Source organism: Pseudoxanthomonas sp., from assembly GCF_051953815.1.
Classification (GTDB): Bacteria; Pseudomonadota; Gammaproteobacteria; order Xanthomonadales; family Xanthomonadaceae; genus Pseudoxanthomonas_A.
On the sequence record NZ_JBQCIJ010000046.1, the window covers coordinates 98,697 to 116,859 of the forward strand.

Annotated in this window: 19 protein-coding genes; 18 read left to right on the plus strand and 1 reads right to left on the minus strand. The window is 68.6% G+C overall.

Features of this window, described 5'->3' with window-relative positions; translation table 11 throughout:
• Nucleotides 1–11: 11 nt before the first annotated feature.
• From ACTHN1_RS14385 to ACTHN1_RS14470, 18 genes are all read left to right on the plus strand, one after another.
• Nucleotides 12–272: a phosphopantetheine-binding protein gene (locus tag ACTHN1_RS14385; protein WP_440471617.1), complete on the plus strand. Its 261-nt coding sequence runs from the start codon at nucleotides 12–14 to the stop codon at nucleotides 270–272.
• 22 nt (nucleotides 273–294) lie between these two features.
• Nucleotides 295–549 (plus strand): acyl carrier protein, encoded by a 255-nt coding sequence (locus tag ACTHN1_RS14390; RefSeq protein ID WP_141452713.1) that lies wholly within the window; start codon nucleotides 295–297, stop codon nucleotides 547–549.
• Nucleotides 550–567: 18 nt separating this feature from the next.
• Nucleotides 568–1,122, plus strand: a complete 555-nt coding sequence (locus ACTHN1_RS14395) for a hypothetical protein (protein ID WP_440471618.1) — start codon at nucleotides 568–570, stop codon at nucleotides 1,120–1,122.
• A complete protein-coding gene (locus tag ACTHN1_RS14400) occupies nucleotides 1,115–2,788 on the plus strand; it encodes an ApeI family dehydratase (RefSeq protein WP_440471619.1) in 1,674 nt (557 codons plus the stop codon). Before ACTHN1_RS14395 ends, ACTHN1_RS14400 begins: the two co-directional genes overlap by 8 nt.
• Nucleotides 2,789–2,791: 3 nt before the next feature.
• On the plus strand, nucleotides 2,792–3,544 hold the full coding sequence (locus tag ACTHN1_RS14405) for a glycosyltransferase family 2 protein (RefSeq protein ID WP_440471620.1): 753 nt from the start codon (nucleotides 2,792–2,794) through the stop codon (nucleotides 3,542–3,544).
• Nucleotides 3,541–4,494 carry an LpxL/LpxP family acyltransferase gene (locus ACTHN1_RS14410; protein ID WP_440471621.1) on the plus strand — a complete coding sequence of 318 codons (954 nt, stop codon included), beginning with the start codon at nucleotides 3,541–3,543 and terminating at the stop codon, nucleotides 4,492–4,494. Before ACTHN1_RS14405 ends, ACTHN1_RS14410 begins: the two co-directional genes overlap by 4 nt.
• Complete coding sequence (locus ACTHN1_RS14415; RefSeq protein WP_440471622.1) at nucleotides 4,472–6,031, plus strand: HAL/PAL/TAL family ammonia-lyase; 1,560 nt, start codon at nucleotides 4,472–4,474, stop codon at nucleotides 6,029–6,031. The genes ACTHN1_RS14410 and ACTHN1_RS14415 overlap by 23 nt, the downstream gene beginning before the upstream one ends.
• Nucleotides 6,018–6,440, plus strand: a complete 423-nt coding sequence (locus ACTHN1_RS14420) for an acyl-CoA thioesterase (protein ID WP_440471623.1) — start codon at nucleotides 6,018–6,020, stop codon at nucleotides 6,438–6,440. Before ACTHN1_RS14415 ends, ACTHN1_RS14420 begins: the two co-directional genes overlap by 14 nt.
• Complete coding sequence (locus ACTHN1_RS14425) at nucleotides 6,437–7,069, plus strand: outer membrane lipoprotein carrier protein LolA (RefSeq protein ID WP_440471624.1); 633 nt, start codon at nucleotides 6,437–6,439, stop codon at nucleotides 7,067–7,069. Before ACTHN1_RS14420 ends, ACTHN1_RS14425 begins: the two co-directional genes overlap by 4 nt.
• Nucleotides 7,041–9,455 (plus strand): MMPL family transporter, encoded by a 2,415-nt coding sequence (locus tag ACTHN1_RS14430; protein ID WP_440471625.1) that lies wholly within the window; start codon nucleotides 7,041–7,043, stop codon nucleotides 9,453–9,455. Before ACTHN1_RS14425 ends, ACTHN1_RS14430 begins: the two co-directional genes overlap by 29 nt.
• Nucleotides 9,452–10,684 carry an NAD(P)/FAD-dependent oxidoreductase gene (locus tag ACTHN1_RS14435; protein WP_440471626.1) on the plus strand — a complete coding sequence of 411 codons (1,233 nt, stop codon included), beginning with the start codon at nucleotides 9,452–9,454 and terminating at the stop codon, nucleotides 10,682–10,684. Before ACTHN1_RS14430 ends, ACTHN1_RS14435 begins: the two co-directional genes overlap by 4 nt.
• Complete coding sequence (locus ACTHN1_RS14440; protein WP_440471627.1) at nucleotides 10,672–11,217, plus strand: DUF3261 domain-containing protein; 546 nt, start codon at nucleotides 10,672–10,674, stop codon at nucleotides 11,215–11,217. The genes ACTHN1_RS14435 and ACTHN1_RS14440 overlap by 13 nt, the downstream gene beginning before the upstream one ends.
• Nucleotides 11,214–12,404, plus strand: a complete 1,191-nt coding sequence (locus ACTHN1_RS14445) for a beta-ketoacyl-ACP synthase (protein ID WP_440471628.1) — start codon at nucleotides 11,214–11,216, stop codon at nucleotides 12,402–12,404. The genes ACTHN1_RS14440 and ACTHN1_RS14445 overlap by 4 nt, the downstream gene beginning before the upstream one ends.
• On the plus strand, nucleotides 12,404–12,883 hold the full coding sequence (locus ACTHN1_RS14450; protein ID WP_440471629.1) for an ApeP family dehydratase: 480 nt from the start codon (nucleotides 12,404–12,406) through the stop codon (nucleotides 12,881–12,883). The genes ACTHN1_RS14445 and ACTHN1_RS14450 overlap by 1 nt, the downstream gene beginning before the upstream one ends.
• Complete coding sequence (locus ACTHN1_RS14455) at nucleotides 12,880–13,614, plus strand: 3-ketoacyl-ACP reductase FabG2 (protein WP_141452724.1); 735 nt, start codon at nucleotides 12,880–12,882, stop codon at nucleotides 13,612–13,614. The genes ACTHN1_RS14450 and ACTHN1_RS14455 overlap by 4 nt, the downstream gene beginning before the upstream one ends.
• The gene (locus ACTHN1_RS14460; RefSeq protein WP_440471630.1) at nucleotides 13,611–14,852 is read left to right on the plus strand and encodes a beta-ketoacyl-ACP synthase; all 1,242 of its coding nucleotides are present in this window, start codon (nucleotides 13,611–13,613) and stop codon (nucleotides 14,850–14,852) included. The genes ACTHN1_RS14455 and ACTHN1_RS14460 overlap by 4 nt, the downstream gene beginning before the upstream one ends.
• A gap of 31 nt (nucleotides 14,853–14,883) precedes the next feature.
• A complete protein-coding gene (locus ACTHN1_RS14465) occupies nucleotides 14,884–15,324 on the plus strand; it encodes an excinuclease ATPase subunit (RefSeq protein WP_440471631.1) in 441 nt (146 codons plus the stop codon).
• Nucleotides 15,325–16,059: 735 nt separating this feature from the next.
• Nucleotides 16,060–16,545, plus strand: a complete 486-nt coding sequence (locus tag ACTHN1_RS14470; protein ID WP_440471632.1) for a hypothetical protein — start codon at nucleotides 16,060–16,062, stop codon at nucleotides 16,543–16,545.
• A gap of 182 nt (nucleotides 16,546–16,727) precedes the next feature.
• On the opposite strand, the gene ACTHN1_RS14475 is transcribed toward ACTHN1_RS14470, so the two are convergent.
• Nucleotides 16,728–18,107, minus strand: a complete 1,380-nt coding sequence (locus tag ACTHN1_RS14475) for a cation:proton antiporter domain-containing protein (RefSeq protein ID WP_440471633.1) — start codon at nucleotides 18,105–18,107, stop codon at nucleotides 16,728–16,730.
• Nucleotides 18,108–18,163 lie beyond the last annotated feature (56 nt).

The window sequence follows — 18,163 nt, forward strand, 5'->3', positions numbered from 1 at the left end:
AGAGGAAACGCGTGCAGGCACTTGAGCACGAGATCAAGGAATTGATCATCACCGCCCTGTCCCTCGAGGACATCGGTCCCGATGACATCGACACGACGGCGCCGCTGTTTGTCGAGGGGTTGGGGCTGGACTCGATCGATGCGCTCGAACTGGGCCTGGCGCTGCAGAAGCGCTACGGCGTCAGTCTGTCGGCCGACTCGCAGGAAACCCGCCGGCATTTCGCCAGCGTGCGCGCGCTGGCCGAATTCGTGGCGGCGCAGCGGGCGGCGTGACGTACGCGGCGAGGGGAGAAACATGACCAAGAACGAACTATTCGATCGGATCGCCACGATCCTGCACGACACCTTCGAGATCGATCCGGCGAAAATCACGCCGGAGTCGCGCCTGTACGACGATCTGGACATCGACAGCATCGATGCCGTCGATCTGATCGTCCAGCTCAAGCCGCTGCTGGGGCGCAACCTGCAGCCGGACGCGTTCAAGACCGTGCGCACGGTACAGGACGTGGTCGACGTGCTGTATGGCCTGATCCGCGATCAAGCCGCCTGATCCAGGCGCGCAGCGCTCATGGCGAACCGGGTCCGCGCGGCATTGTTCATCGCGCTGTCGCTGGCCTATCCGTTGGTGGTCTATCTGGCGCTGGGCCGGTTCGAGCCGCGCTGGCTGGCCCTGCTGCTGATGGCGCTGGCCCTGCTGCGCGCCCTGGCGACCCGGCAACCGGTCTGGCTGGCGGCGGCGGGGGGCGCGGCGATCCTGGCCGGGCTGACCACGGTGTTCAACGACGCGCTGCCGCTCAAGCTGTATCCGGCGCTGGTCAACGCGGTGATGCTGGCGGTGTTCGCGGTGAGCCTGCGGTTTCCCCCCACGGTGGTGGAACGGATCGCCCGCCTGAGCGAACCGGACCTTCCTCCGCATGCGGTCGTCTACACCCGCCGGGTCACCCAGGTGTGGTGCGTGTTCTTCATCTTCAATGGCGCGCTGGCGCTGGCAACGGCTCTATGGACCACCGACCGCATCTGGGCGCTCTACAACGGCGGCATCGCCTATCTGTTGATGGGCGTGCTGTTCGCGGGCGAATGGTGGGTGCGTCAGCGCGTGCGGGCGGCGCACCGGCATGAATGAGTGGTTGCCGCTGGACCGGGTCGCGGTCGAACCCCGGGCGGGACGCGGGGTGGCGCCGGGATGGGAGCATCCGGCGTTCTGCGCCCGGGTGGCGGATTGGCAGGCCGCGTTCGCTGGGGAAGAAGGGCGCGACTGGGCCATCTACTTCGACGACGCGCTGTCGTTCGCGGCCGCCCTGTTCGGGGCCTGGCACGCCGGCAAGCGGGTGTTCCTGTGCGCCGACAACCTGCCGGCGACCCGCGAACGCCTGGCGGGCCGGGTGGATGGATTCGCGGGGGATTTCCCGGAAGGCGGCCTGACGGCGGCTTCCGGCAACGTCGGCGTTTCCCTGCCCGCGCTGGATGAAGCGGCCACCCGGCTGGTGGTGTTCACCTCCGGCAGCACCGGCGAACCGGTCGCCATCGAAAAACGCCTGGATCAACTGGCGCGGGAAGTGGAGGCGCTGGAGGCCGCGTTCGGCGCGGAACTCGGCGCCGCCACCGTCCACGGCACGGTTTCGCATCAACACATCTACGGCTTGCTGTTCCGCGTGCTCTGGCCGCTGGCGTCCGGCCGGCCGATCGCGGCGCGGACGTTTTTCCATGAAGATCTGCTGGTCGCGCTGGGCGCGGAGCCTTCGCTGCTGGTGGCCAGTCCGGCGCATCTGAAGCGCTTGCCGCAGCAACTGGATTGGGAAGCGCTGCGCGGTCGCGTGCGGGCGGTGTTCTCCTCCGGCGGCGCGCTGGCGGCCGAGGCCGCGCTGGAGGTGCGCGAGCGGCTGGGCGTGGCGCCGACGGAAATTTACGGCAGCAGCGAAACCGGCGGCATCGCATGGCGGCGCTGGACCAGTGAACAACCGGTGTGGCACGCCCTGCCGGGCGTCGACTGGCGCATCGAGGACGACCGCCTGCGGGTGCGCTCGCCGCATCTGGCGCAGGCAGACGACTGGTGGACCAGCGAGGATCGGGTGCATGCGGAGGGCGATGGATTCCGCCTGCTCGGACGCGCGGACCGCATCGTGAAGATCGAGGAGCGCCGGGTGTCGCTGGACGCGCTGGAGCGCGACGTCGCCGCCCATCCGCTGGTTTCGGAAGTACGGGTCTGCGTGCTGCCCGGTGCGCGCGACGCGCTGGTGGCGGTGGTGGTGCCCAATGAGACCGGCTGGGCGCTGCTGCGCGACAGGGGCCGGCGCGCGTTTTCGCAATCGCTGTCGCAGCATCTGGCCGACCGCCACGACGCGGTGACCCGCCCGCGGCGCTGGCGGTACGCGGCGGCGCTGCCGGTGAATGCGCAGGGCAAGGTCACCGAGCGCGCGTTGACCGCGCTGTTCCGGCCCGAACGTCCGCCGCCGCATTGGCGCGTGCGCGAATCGGCGACGGCCGAACTGGAACTGGATCTGGACGCGGACCTGGCGGTGTTCGACGGGCATTTTCCACAGGCCACCATCCTGCCTGGCGTGGCCCAGCTGGACTGGGCGATCCGGTTCGGACGCGAAGCGTTTCCGCTGCCGCCGCGGTTCCTGCGCATGGAGGCGCTGAAGTTCCAGCGGGTGGCGCGTCCGGGCGATCGCATCCGCCTGCACCTGCAATGGCTCGAGGAGAAGAGCAGCCTGGTCTTCCAGTACACCTCCGCGCACGGTCCGCATGCCAGCGGGCGGGTCGTGTTCGGCCCGCAGGGCGAGGGCTGAGCGATGCCGGCAGGCAAGCTGATGGTGATCATCCCGGTGTTCGATCACGAACACGCGATCGGCGCGATGGTCGAGGGCGTGATGGCCTCAGGCCTGGATTGCCTGCTGGTGGACGATGGCTCCGGTCCCGCCTGCGCGCGGGTGCTGGACGAACTGGCGCGGACGCACGCGCCGCGGGTGCGCCTGCTGCGGCTGGCGAGCAACCAGGGCAAGGGCGGGGCGGTGATGGCGGGCTTCCGCGAGGCCGCGCGGCTCGGCGCCAGTCATGCCCTGCAGATCGACGCGGACGGCCAGCACGATCCGGGCGACATCCCGCGCTTCGCCGACGCCTCCCGCGGGCGACCCGACGCCATCATCTGCGGCGTGCCGGAGTACGACGCCAGCGTGCCGAAAGGGCGCCTGTACGGGCGCTACCTGACCCACGCCTGGGTCTGGATCAACACCTTGTCGTTTTCCATCCGCGATTCGATGTGCGGGTTCCGCATCTATCCGCTGGCGCCGGTGTTGACCTTGATGGCGCAGGAGCCGATTGGCCGGCGGATGGATTTCGATATCGAGATCATCGTGCGGCTGTTCTGGCGCGGCGTACCGGTGATCAACCTGCCGACCCGGGTGACCTATCCGCGCGACGGCGTGTCCCACTTCGACGTCTGGCGCGACAACGTGCGCATCAGCCGCATGCATGCGCGGCTGTTCTTCGGCATGTTGCGGCGGCTGCCGATCTGGCTGCTGCGGGGCAGGGCGGTGCCGGCATGAGCGCCACCGGACAGCCGCACTGGGCCGACATCGCCGAGTCCACCTCGGTGATCGGCGTGCGCTTCCTGTGCGGCGTGCATCGTTGGCTCGGGCGCTGGCCGTTCCGGCTGTGCGCCTATCCGGTGGTGTTCTTCCACTGGCTGGGCAACGCGACCGCGCGCGGCGCTTCGCGGCAGTACCTGCGCCGCCTGCATGCGCACGATTGCACCGTGTTCGGCAGCGAGCCCGGCGCCGGGCACAGCCTGCGGCACTTCTTCATGTTCGCCGAGACCCTGCTGGACAAGATCCTGGCGATGGGCCACCGCTACCCGGAGCGGCGGGTCACCATCCACCGCGACGTGATGATGGCAATGGTCGCGCAGCGGCGCGGCGGGCTGATCATCACCGCCCATATCGGCTGCCTGGAACTGTGCCAGGCGCTGGCCGACCGGGTGCCGGGGTTCCGCCTGACTGCGCTGGTGCATACCGCCCACGCCGCCCGCTTCAACCGCCTGCTGGATCGACTGGACCCGGCCAACGGCGTGCGCCTGATGCAGGTCACCGAGCTCGGACCGGCCACCGCCACCGTGCTGGCCGAGCGGATCGCCGACGGCGAGTTCGTCGCCATCGCCGGCGACCGGGTGCCGTTGCAGGGTGGACGCAGCGTGCGGGTGCCGTTCCTGGGACATCCGGCGCCGTTTCCGATCGGCGCCTACGCGCTGGCCTCGGCGCTGGCCTGTCCGGTGTTCACGATGGCTTGCACGCACGCCGGCGATGGTTACGAGGTCCGCTTCGAACCGTTCGCGGAGGCGGTGCGGCTGCCGCGCGGTTCGCGCGACGCCGCGCTGGCGGAATACGCCGGCCGGTTCGCACAATGGCTGGAACGCCAATTGGTCGGCGCTCCCTACGATTGGTTCAATTTCTTTCCCTTCTGGGATCAGGTTACGCATGACGCTTCCCCCCGAGAGTGACACCGGCGCGGTCCGGTTCGGCGATGCCCCGCTTTGCATCGAGGACGTGGGGGCGCTGGCGCGCCGCCAGCGCCAGGCACGGCTGTCCGACGACCCAGGTTTCCGCGCGCGCATCGCGCGTGGCGCCGATTTCCTCGATCGCGTGCTGCGCGAGGACGGCGTCATCTACGGTGTGACCACCGGCTATGGCGATTCCTGCACGGTCAACATTCCGTCGGAACTGGTCGCCGAGCTGCCGCATCACCTGTACACCTACCATGGATGTGGACTGGGCCGCTTCCTCGACGCCGGGGAAACCCGCGCGGTGCTGGCGGCGCGCCTGGCATCGCTGGCGCGCGGCATGTCGGGCGTCAGCCAGGGATTGCTGGATGGATTGGAGAACCTGCTGCGGCACGACGTGCTGCCGCTGATTCCCGCCGAAGGCTCGGTCGGCGCCAGTGGCGATCTGACCCCGCTGTCCTACGTGGCGGCGGTGCTGTGCGGCGAGCGCGAGGTCATCCACGCCGGCGTGCGCCGTCCGGCCGCCGACGCGCTGGCCGACATCGGCATGGCGCCGCTGAAACTGCGGCCCAAGGAAGGCCTGGCGATCATGAACGGCACCGCCGTGATGACCGCGCTGGCCTGCCTGGCCTGGGAACGTGCCGACTATCTGGGCCGGCTGGCGACCCGCCTGACCGCGTTCAACGTGCTGGCCAGCGATGGCAACGCGCACCACTTCGACCAGGTGCTGTTCGACGCCAAGCCGCATCCGGGCCAGTCGCGGGTGGCTGCGCGCCTGCGCCAGGACCTGCACAGCGATCGGCCCCCGCGCAACGAACAACGGTTGCAGGATCGTTACTCGCTGCGCTGCGCGCCGCACGTCATCGGCGTGCTGGAGGACGCGCTGCCGTTCTTCCGCCAGCTGATCGAAACCGAACTCAACAGCGCCAACGACAATCCGCTGATCGATCCCGAGCGCGGCCAGATCCTGCATGGCGGCCATTTCTACGGCGGCCACATCGCCTTCGCGATGGACGCGATGAAGAACGCGGTCGCCAACCTGGCCGATCTGCTGGACAGGCAATTGGCGCTGCTGGTGGACACGCGCTTCAACCACGGCCTGCCGTCCAACCTGTCCGCCGCGACCGGCCCGCGCGCGGCCATCAATCACGGCCTGAAGGCGTTGCAGATCAGCGTATCCGCGTGGACCGCCGAAGCGTTGAAGCTGACCATGCCGGCTTCGGTGTTCTCGCGTTCGACCGAATGCCACAACCAGGACAAGGTCAGCATGGGCACCATCGCCGCGCGCGACTGCCTGCGCGTGATCACCCTGACCGAGCAGGTGGTCGCGGCGATGCTGATCGCCGCGCGCCAGGCGGTGGAACTGCGGGCGCGGGCGGGCGGTTCGGCCGCTTTCGGCGAACAGGCCGCGGCGATGTATGCGGACCTGCGCGGGCGCGTCGCCCTGGTCGAGGAGGATCGCGCGCTGGATACCGAACTGCGCGCGTTGTGCGACGACCTGCGCGAACGGCGCTGGAGCCTGTATGACGGCGCCTGACCTGTCCTGCGAGATCGCGCTGTCGCCGGCCTTCCACGACTGCGATCCCATGCAGGTGGTCTGGCATGGCAACTACTTCAAGTATCTGGAAATCGCCCGCTGCGCCCTGCTGCAGCGACATGACTACGACTACCCGCAGATGCAGGCGTCCGGCTTCCTGTGGCCGGTGGTGGACGCGCGGGTGAAATACATCCGCCCGCTGCGCTATGCGCAGCCGCTGGTGGTGCGCGCGGAAATCGTGGAGTGGGAAAACCGGCTGAAGCTGGATTACGTCATCCGCGATGCCGGATCCGGACAGCTCCTGACCCGCGCCCACACCATCCAGGTGGCGGTCGACGCGGCTTCAGGCGAGATGCTCTATGTGTGTCCGCCGGTGTTGTGGGAACGGCTGGGAGTGCGGGTCGAATGACGCGATGGTCGAGATTCCTGTTGTTCCCCTTGCTCGCCCTGGCCGGCTGGGCCGGAATGCCGACCGCGCGCGCGGTCGACGATCTGGCGATGGTCCAGCAGCGGGTGGCCCAGGTCGAGGTGCTGCGGGGCCGGTTCGAGCAGGAGAAGCGCATCACCGGGTTCAAGAATCCGCTGCGCTCGCAGGGGCGGTTCGTGGTATCGCGCCAGCAGGGCGTGATCTGGACCACGGACAAGCCGTTCCCGTCGGAAGTGGTGATCACCCGCGATCGCATCCTCAGCCGCCAGCGTGATGGCAGCCAGCGGGTCGAAGTGGACGGCAGGGAGCAGCCCGCGCTGCGTTCGGTCAACGCGATGATGTTCGCGCTGGTCAGCGGCGATGTCGGCGCATTGTCGGCGCGTTTCGAAACCCAGGTGCAGGCGTTGCCGGACAACGGCTGGCGCCTGAGCCTGAAGCCGCGTTCGGCGGCGCTGGCCAAGGCGTTCGCGCGGATCGTGCTGAACGGCGATCGCTATGTGCGCGAGGTGCGGATCGAAGAGGCCAACGGCGACAGCACCCAACTGCGGTTCTCCGAGTTGAAGGACGCCCCGGCCATCTTGAATGCGGACGAGGCGCGCCGCTTTGACTGAAGGACTGGACGCGCGGGATCGCCGCTGGCGTTCCGGCTGGCGCTGGCTGGCCCTGCTGTGGCTGCTGGCGGTGATGGCGGTGGCCGCGCACCAGTGGCGGTTCTGGCAGCACCCGCCCATCGACAGCGACATCCTGGCATTGCTGCCGCGCGACGCCGACGACCGCGTGCTGGCCGATGCCACCGAACGCATCGCCGATGCCGGCGCGCGCCAGATCGTGGTGATGCTGGGCGCGTCCGAACCGGCGCAGGCGCAGCGGGCCGAGGCGGCGTTCCGGCGCTCGCTGGCCGCTGAGGACGCCGCGCGGCTGCCGTTCGCGCCGGCCGACAACGCGGCGGACTGGTTTCCGCAGGCGCAGGCGTTCTATGCACCGTTCCGGGATCGCCTGCTGACGCCCGCGCAGCGCACCCGACTGACGGGAACCGACACCGGCGTGCTGGCGGAGCAGGCCCTGGCGGCGCTGTACGGCCCGATGGGCGCGCCGCGGTTGACCGAATGGCGACAGGATCCGCTTGGCCTGTGGCCGCAGTGGTGGCAGGCGCGCGCGCAGGCGTCGGGCCTGCGTGTCGGCGAGGACGGCCTGCTGGAGCAGGACGGACGCTATTGGAGCGTGCTGACGTTCCAGACCCGCGCCTCGGCGTTCCGGCTGGATGGCGAACGCGTCATCCAGGACGCGCTGGATCGCGCCGATGCCGCCGCGCGCGCGGCGGCGCCGTCGCTGCGGGTGCTGCGCGCGGGGGTGCCGCTGCACGCCGAAGCGGCGGCGGTGCAGGCCAACCGCGAAATCAACACCATCGGCTGGGGCTCGCTGGCGGCGGTGCTGTTGCTGGTCTGGCTGGCGTTCCGCTCGCTGCGCCCGATCCTGCTGGTGGCCGCGTCGCTGCTGGTCGGCTGCGCGACCGCGCTGTCGGTGACCGCGCTGGTGTTCGGCCAGGTCCATCTGCTGACCCTGATTTTCGGCGCCAGCCTGGTCGGCGTGGCCGAGGACTACGGCATCCATTGGTTCGCCTCGCGCCAGGGCGTGGCGCCGGAGCGGCGCTGGACGCTGCTGCGCCATCTGCTGCCCGGCCTGTGGCTGGCGCTGGCGACCAGCGTGCTGGCGTATCTGGCGCTGGGGCTGGCGCCGTTCCCGGGCCTGCGGCAGATGGCGCTGTTCTCGGTGGTCGGACTGGCCGCCGCGTTCCTGACCGTGATCTGCCTGTTCCCCTGGCTGGATGGCGGGGAAGTGCGCCAGAACCGGTTTTCGCAGGCAATCGGAAATTCGCTGGAACGCTGGCCGCGCGCGACGCGCGGTCGTGGCTGGGCCGTGGCCGGCGTGTTGCTGGCGGTGGTCCTGGTCGCTGGCCTGCTGCGCGTGCGCGGCGACGACGATCTGCGCAGCCTGCAATCCTCGCCGCCCGCCATCATGGCCCAGCAGATCGAAGTGGGGCGCCTGCTCGGCATGCCGAGTCCGGCGCAGTTCTTCCTGGTCCGCGCGGACGACGCGGAAACGCTGTTGCGGCGCGAGGAAGCCCTGACCGAACGGCTGCGCGGGCTGGCGGCCGAGGGCCGCATCGGCGGCTATCGGGCGATCAGCGACTGGTTGCCTTCGCAGCGCCGGCAACGGGCCGACGCCGCGCTGACCGCGCGGGTCGAAAGCGCGGTGATGGCGCAGGTCGGCCAGGCCCTGGGCGAATCGCTGCCGCGTCCGGATTCCAGCCCCGCCACGCTGCAGGCCGGGGCGTGGCTGGCCGCGCCGGTGTCCGCGCCGTTCCGCCACCAGTGGCTGGGACGGGTGGGGGGACAACAGGCCAGCGTGGTGCTGATTGACGACCTCGGACGCGAGGGCGCGCTGGCGTTGCTGGAACAGCAGGCCGCGCAGGTGCCGGGCGTGCGCTGGGTCGATCGCACCGCCGATTTTTCCCGGCTGCTGCGCCACTACCGCCATCTGATGAGCGGACTGCTGCTGGCCGGCGCGGTGCTGGTGTATGCGCTGCTGTGGTGGCGTTACCGGGCCGGCGCCTGGCGGGTGATGCTGCCCACGCTGCTGGCCGGCGCGCTGACCGTGGCGCTGCTGGGCCTGGCCGGGCAGCCGCTGCAATTGTTCAACGTGCTGGCCTTGCTGCTGTTGCTGGGCATGGGCATCGACTACGGCATCTTCCTGACCGAACACCGCGGCGACGCCAGCGCCTGGATGGCGGTGTGCATCGGCGCGGCCAGCACCTGGCTTTCCTTCGGCCTGCTGGGCCTGTCGGCGACGCCGGCCTTGCGCGCCTTCGGCCTGACCCTGTTGCTGGGCATCGGCCTGGTGTGGCTGGTTTCACCGTTGTTCCGCCCACCGGCCCGCCCATCGGCCGGTCCATCGGCAAGTCCCCGTCCATCCAGAAGCGCGAGTCATACGGAATGAAAGTCGAACAAACGGAAATCCTCATCATCGGCGCAGGCCCCGCGGGTTCGGTGGCGGCGGCGATGCTGCGCCAGCAGGGACGCCGCGTGCTGATCCTGGAGCGCGAACAGTTCCCGCGCTTTTCCATTGGCGAGAGCCTGCTGCCGCAGAGCATGGAGTACATCGAAGCCGCCGGCCTGCTGCGGGACGTGGTGGAAGCGGGTTTCCAGTACAAGAACGGCGCCGCCTTCGTACGCGGCGAGCGCACCACCCAGTTCGATTTCCGCGACAAGTTCTCGCCGGGCTGGGGCACCACCTACCAGGTGCAGCGCGCCGATTTCGACCACGTGCTGGCCAAGGGGGCGGAGCGGATGGGCGCGCAGGTGCGCTACCGGCACGAGGTGCTGGCGGCCGAACCGGGCGAGCGCCCGCGGGTCACCGTGCGTTCGCCGGAAGGCGAGACCTACCAGGTGGAAGCGGACTTCATGCTGGACGCCAGTGGCTTCGGCCGCCTGTTGCCCAAACTGCTGAAACTGGAATCGCCATCGAACTTCCCGGTGCGCGGCGCCATCTTCACGCACGTTCGCGACCACATCGCGCAGGATGCCGGTTTCGACCGCAACAAGATCCTGATCACCACCCACCCCGAGCACGTCGACGTATGGTACTGGACCATCCCGTTCTCCAATGGCTGCTGTTCGCTGGGCGTGGTCGCGGAGATGGAATTCCTCAACCGCTATCCGGGCAGCGAGCTGGAACGCCTGCAGGCGATCGTCGGCGAGGATCCCAACCTGACCCGGCTGTTGAAAAACGCGGAATGGGCGGTGCTGCCGGTGCGTCAGATCACCGGGTACTCGGCCAACGTCAGTTCGCTGTGGGGCGCGGGGTACGCGCTGCTGGGCAATGCCGGCGAGTTCCTGGATCCGGTGTTCTCCTCGGGCGTCACCATCGCGTTCAAGTCCGCCCAACTGGCGGCCGAATGCCTGCGCCGCCGCTATGCCGGTGAGACCGTGGACTGGGAACAGGACTACTCCGTGCCGCTGCGCGCCGGCGTGCAGACATTCCGCCGCTTCGTGGAGGCGTGGTACGCGGGCGGCTTCCAGAAAATCATCTTCCATCCCGACCAGCAGCCGGAGATTCGCCGCATGATCTGTTCGATCCTGGCCGGCTACGCCTGGGATACCCGGAACCCGTACGTCGCCGACACCGGCCGCCGCCTGCGCGTGCTGGAGGAACTGTGCGCCGCCTGATCGCCCTGCTGGGAATGCTGTGCCTGCTGGCCGCCTGCGCGCATCGCACGCCGGCGCCGGCGGTCGCGCTGCCCCCCCTGCGCCTGGCGCCCGCCGCGCTGGGCGCGCCCCTGGCCGTACAGCAGCGCCTGCACTTCGAATTCGGCGCGCAGCAGCGCGATCTGGACGCATTGCTGGAAGTGGACGCGCAGGAGGTGCGCCTGGCCGTGCAGGCGCTGGGCCAGTCCGGCGTGCGCCTGCAATGGGATGGGCGGGAACTGCGCCAGCAGCGCGCCCCGTGGTTGCCCGCCGCGGTGCGCGGCGAGCGGGTGCTGGACGATCTGCAGTTCGCGCTGTGGCCGGTGGAAGCCGTGCGTGGCGCCTTGCCGGCGGACTGGCGGGTGGTGGACGACGGCCATGAGCGCAGCCTGTCGCACGCCGGCACGCCGTGGCTGGTGCTGACCCGCGAATCGCCGGATCGCCTGCGGCTGCGGAATCTGGCCGAAGGCTATGCGCTGGAGATCCAGACCGTGGGCGGGGAGCCGGCGCCGTGAGCACCGCATCGGTTTTCCTCAACGAACTCGGCATCACCTGCGCGCTGGGCGAAGGACGCGACGCGGTGGCCGCGGCCTTGTTCGCCAGCGATGCGCCCGCGGGCGCGCGGACGAGTGAGGCGCTGACGCCGGGTCGCCCACTGGTACTGGGAACGGTGAACGCGCCCCTGTCGGATCTCTCCGATCACCCCCTGCAACTGCGTGGACGCAACAACGCGCTGCTGCGCAGCGCCCATGCGCAGATCGCGCCGGCGGTGGCCGCCGTCATCGAACGTTACGGCGCGGACCGCGTGGCGGTGGTGCTGGGCACCAGCACCTCCGGCATCGGCGAGTCCGAGCAGGCCTTGCCCTTCAAGCACGCGCACGGCGCCTGGCCGGCGGAGTTCCACTACGCCCAGCAGGAGATCGGCACGCCAGCGCGGTTCATCGCCGCCGAAGCGGGCGTGCACGGTCCGGCGTGGACCATTTCGACCGCCTGTTCCTCCAGCGCCAAGGCGCTGGCCTCCGGCGCGCGCCTGTTGCGCGCGGGCATCGTCGATGCGGTGATCGCCGGTGGCGCCGATTCGCTGTGCCGCTTCACCATCGACGGCTTCAGCGCGCTGGAGTCGGTGTCGGCCGCCCGCTGCAATCCGTTCTCGCGCCATCGCAACGGCATCAACATCGGCGAGGGCGCGGCGCTGTTCCTGATGACCCGCGAGCCCGGGCCGGTGCGGTTGGCCGGCTGGGGCGAGACCGCCGACGCCCACCACATCTCCGCGCCCGAGCCACGGGGCATCGGCGCGATCGCGGCGATCCAGCAGGCGCTGGCGCGCGCGGGCCTGCACGCCGACGACATCGACTACGTCAACCTGCACGGCACCGCCACGCCGCAGAACGACGCGATGGAAAGCCGCGCGCTCGCCGCGACGATGCCGGCCGACACGCCGGTGAGTTCGACCAAGCCGCTGACCGGACACACCCTGGGGGCGGCCGGCGCCATCGAGGCGGGCCTGTCCTGGCTGGCGCTGGCGAACAATCCGCGCCATCGCCTGCCGCCGCACTGGTGGGACGGCGAGGCCGATCCCGAACTGCCGCCGCTGCATTTCGCCGCGCCCGGCGAACACGCCGCGCGCCCCTTGCGCCACGTGCTCAGCCATTCGTTCGCCTTTGGCGGCAGCAATGCCGTCCTGTTGCTGGGAGCCGGGTAATGCACGCCGGGAACGTCGACGCCGCGAGGCCGCTGTACGACATCGAGCGGGTGATTCCGCACCGCGGCACCCTGCGCCTGATCGACCGGTTGCTGGACTGGGACGAGGACCGCGTGGCGGTCGAGGTCCGGGTACCCGCGGACGGACCGTTCAGCGAGGAGGCCGGGGTGCCGGCGTGGGTCGGAGTGGAGTACATGGCCCAGGCCATCGCCGCCTGGGCCGGCTGCCGTGCCCGCCAGGCCGGTGGCGAACCGAAGATCGGCTTCCTGCTGGGCACGCGCCGCTACCAGTCCGCCTGGCCGCATTTCCCGGCCGGCACCCTGCTGCGGGTGGAGGCGATCCGGGAACTGTTGGGCGACAATGGCCTGGGGATGTTCGCCTGCCGGATCCTGGCGGGCGGGGATGAAATCGCAAGCGCCAACGTGTCGGTGTTCGAACCACCGGACCCGATGGCCTATCTGGAGAACGAGCAAGCATGAGTGGAGACTCGACGGTCCTGGTCACCGGGGCCAGCCGCGGCATCGGGCGCGCGATCGCGCTGCGCGCCGCGCAGGACGGGTTCGATGTGGTGGTGCATTACCGCAGCCGGGTGGAGGAAGCCGAAGCCGTGGCCGCGGAGATCCGCGCGCTTGGCCGGCAGGCGCGGGTGATGGGATTCGACGTGGGCGATCGCGCCGCCGCCGCGCAGGCGCTGGAAGCCGACGTGGCCGCGCACGGCGCGTATTACGGCGTGGTCTGCAATGCCGGCATCGCCCGCGACAACGCCTTCCCGGCGATGAGCGGCGAGGACTGGGACGCGGTGATCCACACCAACCTGGATGCGTTCTACAACGTACTCAATCCGCTCACCATGCCGATGGTGCGCCGGCGCAAGCCGGGCCGCATCGTCACCCTGTCGTCGGTGTCCGGCCTGGTCGGCAATCGCGGGCAGGCCAACTACAGCGCCGCCAAGGCCGGCATCATCGGCGCGACCAAGGCGCTGGCGCTGGAACTGGCCAGCCGCGAGATCACCGTCAACTGCGTCGCGCCGGGCCTGATCAACACCGAGATGGTGGCGGGCGAGGTGGCCGAGGAAGCGCTCAAGCTGATTCCGATGCGTCGCATGGGCCAGCCGGAGGAAGTCGCCGCGGTGGTGGCCTTCCTGCTGTCGCCGGCGGCGGCCTATGTGACCCGCCAGGTCATCTCGGTCAACGGAGGGCTGATCGGATGAGCCATCAACTCAAGCGCGTGGTGGTCACCGGCGCGGGCACCATCAGTCCCCTGGGCAACGACTGGTCCAGCGTGCACCTGCGCCTGCGCGAGTGCCGCAACGCCGTGCGGCACATGCACGAATGGGATGTCTACGAAGGACTGAACACCAAACTCGCCGCGCCCGCGGCCGAGTTCGAACTGCCGCCGCACTACAACCGCAAGACCACCCGCAGCATGGGCCGGGTCGCGTTGATGGCGGTGCGGGCGACCGAACTGGCGCTGGAGCAGGCCGGCCTGCTCGGCGATCCCCTGCTGCGCAGTGGCAAGGTCGGCGTGTCCTACGGCTCGTCGGCCGGCACCCACAGCGCGATTGGCGATTTCGGCCGCATGCTCAACGAGCACACCACCGAAGGCATCAACGCGACCACCTACCTGAAGATGATGAGTCATACCGCGCCGGTGAACATCGGCGTGTTCTTCGGCCTGACCGGCCGCGTCATCACCACCTCCAGCGCCTGCACCTCCGGCAGCCAGGGCATCGGCTCCGCCTACGAGGCCATCCGTTTCGGCAAGCAGGTGGCGATGGTCGCCGGCGGCGCCGAACAACTGGACGCCACCGCCGCGGCGGTGTTCGACACCCTGTTCGCCACCAGCGTGCGCAACGACGATCCGCAGACCACACCGCGTCCGTTCGATGCCGACCGCGACGGGCTGGTGCTGGGCGAGGGCGCCTGCACGCTGATTCTGGAGGAACTGGAACACGCCCGCGCGCGCGGCGCGAACATCCTCGCCGAAGTGGTGGGCTACGGCACCAACAGCGACGGGCAGCACGTCACCCAGCCCAGCGCCGACACCATGGCCGAGGCGATGCGACTGGCGTTGGAGGATGCGGGACTGACGCCGGACGCCATCGACTACGTCAACGCGCACGGCACCGCCACCGATCACGGCGACATCGCCGAGACCCGCGCGACCGCGCAGGTGTTCGGCCCACGCATTCCCATCAGTTCGCTCAAGAGCTATGTCGGTCACACCCTGGGCGCCTGCGGCGCCTACGAAGCCTGGGCCACCGTGCAGATGATGCGCGAAGGCTGGTTCGCCCCCACGCTCAACCTCGACAGCCGCGACCCGCGCTGCGCCGAACTGGACTACATTACCGGCGAGGGGCGCGAGCTGCGGGCCGAACACGTGATGAGCAACAATTTCGCGTTCGGCGGCATCAACACCTCGCTGATTTTCCGCCGTTGGCAGGAATGACCCCGTCTTTATCACTACAAGGAGTACCGAGATGAAACGCTTTCTCACCGCCGTCGTGCTGTCGCTGACCATCGCCGCGCCCAACGCCTTCGCCGGCGACACGCGGGTCGAACTGCCGCTGCAGGACCTGATTGATTCCCCGCAGGCCAAGGAAGCCGGCATCGACGGCAGCGTGCGTTTCTACCTGGCCGGCCAGGCCCATCCGGCGGTGGTCTCGCGCATGGGCGAGGACGTCTCCAACAAGAAGACCAACGGCGTCGGCAAGAGTGACGTCGAATCCTGTCGCTGGGTCGCGCTGTCGGTGCTCAAGGCGTTCCAGGAAAGCGCCAAGGCGCGCGGCGCCAATGCGGTCATCGACATCACCAGTTACTTCAAGAAGAACGAGTTCAAGAGCGCGACCAACTACGAATGCTACGCCGGCAACCTCATGTCGGGCGTGGCGTTGAAGGGGACTTACGCGAAGGTGAAGTGAGGACGCGGGTTTCGCATCTCTCAGAAAAGCCCGGTGAATGCTGGGCTTTCCTTTTATCTGTTTGCAAGGAAAAAACACCGTGGGTGTCCAAAGACGATGAGAAAGATCCTGAGATCAGTACGACTTTGCCTGCGGTTCTGTTGGAACTGCGCATGATATGGATGCGCTCGATGCGCCATTGACAATGGGGGGATGAGCCGGGTGAGGAATGCATGAAACGGAGCAACTGGTATCCCATCCATGGATTCACAACGCCATCGGAGTATCGACGCTTGGTCCAGTACCTGGAGACTTGCGTTCGCGAGGGTCTTGCTATCGAGGTCAGACCGGATCCTTCATATAGGCATGGCGAGGTCCACGGGGGGCGGTGGTTCCGGGATGTGGCGACTCAGATAGCATGGCGCCTAGTGGAGCCTGATTTTCCCTTCCGTGGTCTCTGGGAGCCGATTCCCCTTCCAGGCGATGCCCATGAGAACGGGGAGTGCGGCGGCAGTCTATGACGCATTGTGGAGGTCTGTATGCGAAAGAAGATGGCGGTTCCGGCGCTGCTAATCGCGATGGCGGCCGCGGTCTGCGTCGGGTCGACTCGCACCTGGAACCGATGCGGCTACGACTGTTGGGTGCTCCCGGGCTGGTTTCCCATTCATCTGACGGCGATGGCGGGAGTTTTCCTGAGTGTCGCCTTGATAGTGCTGGTCGCGTGTGTCTCGTTGATTCTTCTGTTTCGGAGAAGTGATGGCGCGTAGAAGAATTCAGAAGTGGAGCGAGGGAAGCATTTTTCTTGTTCCGTTGATGGACGAAACGAACTGCTTGGGTCAGGTGATTGGCCACGAGCCGGATGCTCTCAACAGCGTCGCGATCGCGTTGTTCGACATCAGAGGTCACTGGGACGAAGAGAAAGACGTTCCTATCCTTGGGAAGGAAGCTGTCTTTTCACTGGTGCTTGTCACCAGGGAACTGTTGGATTCCGGGCATTGGCGAGTCCTCGGAGAGCGGGCAAGCGACATGCCGGGAGAGATGCGACCTTATGAGAGGCTTCGTGCGACCGGATTCATCGGTGCCAAGATTCGCGGTTCGGGTATTGTCGAGGAGTTTGCCAATGCATTCTACGGTCTTGCGCCGTGGGACGACTGGTATATCCCGGATTATCTGGATGGATTCCTGATCTCTCCCGACAAGAAGCCTGTTGGCCGCCTCGTTTTTTCCGGGCGCCATGGTTAGTCGCCTTCGCGCAGCGACATTCAGTGCAGACGGAATTCGATGCTGGATGGAAGTTCAAGAACGCGGGCACTGACAGCCCGCGTTTCGGGTACGCATTGTTGACAGATCCCGCCGTGTTCCCCTTTTTTGGGGCGGAGGCGGTTTGCGTGTGCCGGTGAGGTATCCGCTGGGCGAAGCACAGGCTATGCGGGCGAAGCCGACCGCGCGCGACGTTCGATCAGATTGAGCAACGGGCCGGTCATCGCCGTGGTCACCAGCGCCATGATCACCAGCACCGCGAACAGGCGATCACCGATCAGGCCCATCTCGTAGCCCAGGTTGAGCACGATCAGTTCCATCAGGCCGCGGGTGTTCATCAAGGCGCCCAGGCGCAGCGCGTCGGTCTGCGGCATGCCGGCGCTGCGCGCGGCCAGCCAGGTGCCCAGGCCCTTGCCGAGGCTGGCGATCAGAATCACCACCACGCACAGCAGCAGGTCGCTGGCCTGCCAGCCTTCCACGCGCAGGCGCAGGCCGGTCATGGTGAAGAACAGCGGCAGCAGCAGCGAGATCGCGAAGGGTTCTACCTTCTGGATCAGCAGTTCGCGCAGGCGCGTGTTGCCGGAGACGGCGATGCCCGCCAGGAACGCGCCGAACAGCGCGTGGATGCCCAGCAGTTCGGTCACCAGGGCGGCGGCCAGCGCCATCAGCAACAGGCCAATCAGGTGGCGGCCTTCGCGTTCGGGCGCGACCTCGTGCCGCGACAGCCACGGCCGCACCAGCGCGATCATCACCAGCGCGAACGCCAACGTGCCCAGCAGGCTGACCAGCGCGGACGACCAGCCGGAAGCCTGCACCGACGCGACGATGGCGGCCAGCAGGCACCATGCGCTGGCATCGCCGAGCGCGGCGCAGGCCACCGCGATGCGGCCGAGCGGAGTATGGGTGATGCCGCGATCGGAGAGGATGCGCAGCAGCACCGGGAAGGCGGTGATGCTGAGCGAGACGCCCATGAACAGCGCGAAGTTGGCGAAACCGACGCCGGCCGGCGCATGCGCGTTGAACAGCGCGAAGGCCAACAGCACGCCGCACAGGAACGGCAGGGCGATGCCGCTGTGGCTGACCAGCAGGGCGAAGGCGCGGCGGCCGTGCAGGGTGGACAGTTCCAGTTCGGCGCCGGCCACGAACAGGAACATGAGCACGCCCAACTGGCTGATCAGGCCGAGCGCGCCGAGCGAGGCGGGAGCGAACAGCCAGGCCTGCGTTTCGGGCATCACCGCGCCGAACAGCAACGGGCCCAGCAGCAGGCCGGCGGCCATCTCGCCGATCACCGCCGGTTGTCCGAAACGCTTGAGCAGCCAGCCGGCGGCCTTGGCCGCGGACAGCACCACCAGCAACTGCAGCAGGAACAGGGAAAGCGGAGTGCCGGCGGCGCCGTGCGACGCGCCGCTGGCGGACACCGGCGCGGGCGCCGTCACCGGCAGCGGCCAGCGCGAGAGCAGCAGCGCCGCCAGCAGCGGGATGGCGACCAGCAGCAGATACCGCCAGGGGGATGCGGCACCGGGCCGTTGTCGCGAACTTTCCATGCCGCCAGATCCTGCGTGGTCCCGCGTGGGGGGATGCGCCGCATTCTAGCGACGCA

Coding starts and splice junctions, on each gene's coding strand:
- ACTHN1_RS14390 (WP_141452713.1), top strand. CDS start 295: ATGACCAAGAACGAACTATTCGATCGGATCGCCACGATCCTGCACGAC.
- ACTHN1_RS14395 (WP_440471618.1), top strand. CDS start 568: ATGGCGAACCGGGTCCGCGCGGCATTGTTCATCGCGCTGTCGCTGGCC.
- ACTHN1_RS14400 (WP_440471619.1), top strand. CDS start 1,115: ATGAATGAGTGGTTGCCGCTGGACCGGGTCGCGGTCGAACCCCGGGCG.
- ACTHN1_RS14405 (WP_440471620.1), top strand. CDS start 2,792: ATGCCGGCAGGCAAGCTGATGGTGATCATCCCGGTGTTCGATCACGAA.
- ACTHN1_RS14410 (WP_440471621.1), top strand. CDS start 3,541: ATGAGCGCCACCGGACAGCCGCACTGGGCCGACATCGCCGAGTCCACC.
- ACTHN1_RS14415 (WP_440471622.1), top strand. CDS start 4,472: ATGACGCTTCCCCCCGAGAGTGACACCGGCGCGGTCCGGTTCGGCGAT.
- ACTHN1_RS14420 (WP_440471623.1), top strand. CDS start 6,018: ATGACGGCGCCTGACCTGTCCTGCGAGATCGCGCTGTCGCCGGCCTTC.
- ACTHN1_RS14425 (WP_440471624.1), top strand. CDS start 6,437: ATGACGCGATGGTCGAGATTCCTGTTGTTCCCCTTGCTCGCCCTGGCC.
- ACTHN1_RS14430 (WP_440471625.1), top strand. CDS start 7,041: ATGCGGACGAGGCGCGCCGCTTTGACTGAAGGACTGGACGCGCGGGAT.
- ACTHN1_RS14435 (WP_440471626.1), top strand. CDS start 9,452: ATGAAAGTCGAACAAACGGAAATCCTCATCATCGGCGCAGGCCCCGCG.
- ACTHN1_RS14450 (WP_440471629.1), top strand. CDS start 12,404: ATGCACGCCGGGAACGTCGACGCCGCGAGGCCGCTGTACGACATCGAG.
- ACTHN1_RS14455 (WP_141452724.1), top strand. CDS start 12,880: ATGAGTGGAGACTCGACGGTCCTGGTCACCGGGGCCAGCCGCGGCATC.
- ACTHN1_RS14460 (WP_440471630.1), top strand. CDS start 13,611: ATGAGCCATCAACTCAAGCGCGTGGTGGTCACCGGCGCGGGCACCATC.
- ACTHN1_RS14465 (WP_440471631.1), top strand. CDS start 14,884: ATGAAACGCTTTCTCACCGCCGTCGTGCTGTCGCTGACCATCGCCGCG.
- ACTHN1_RS14470 (WP_440471632.1), top strand. CDS start 16,060: ATGGCGCGTAGAAGAATTCAGAAGTGGAGCGAGGGAAGCATTTTTCTT.
- ACTHN1_RS14475 (WP_440471633.1), bottom strand. CDS start 18,107: ATGGAAAGTTCGCGACAACGGCCCGGTGCCGCATCCCCCTGGCGGTAT.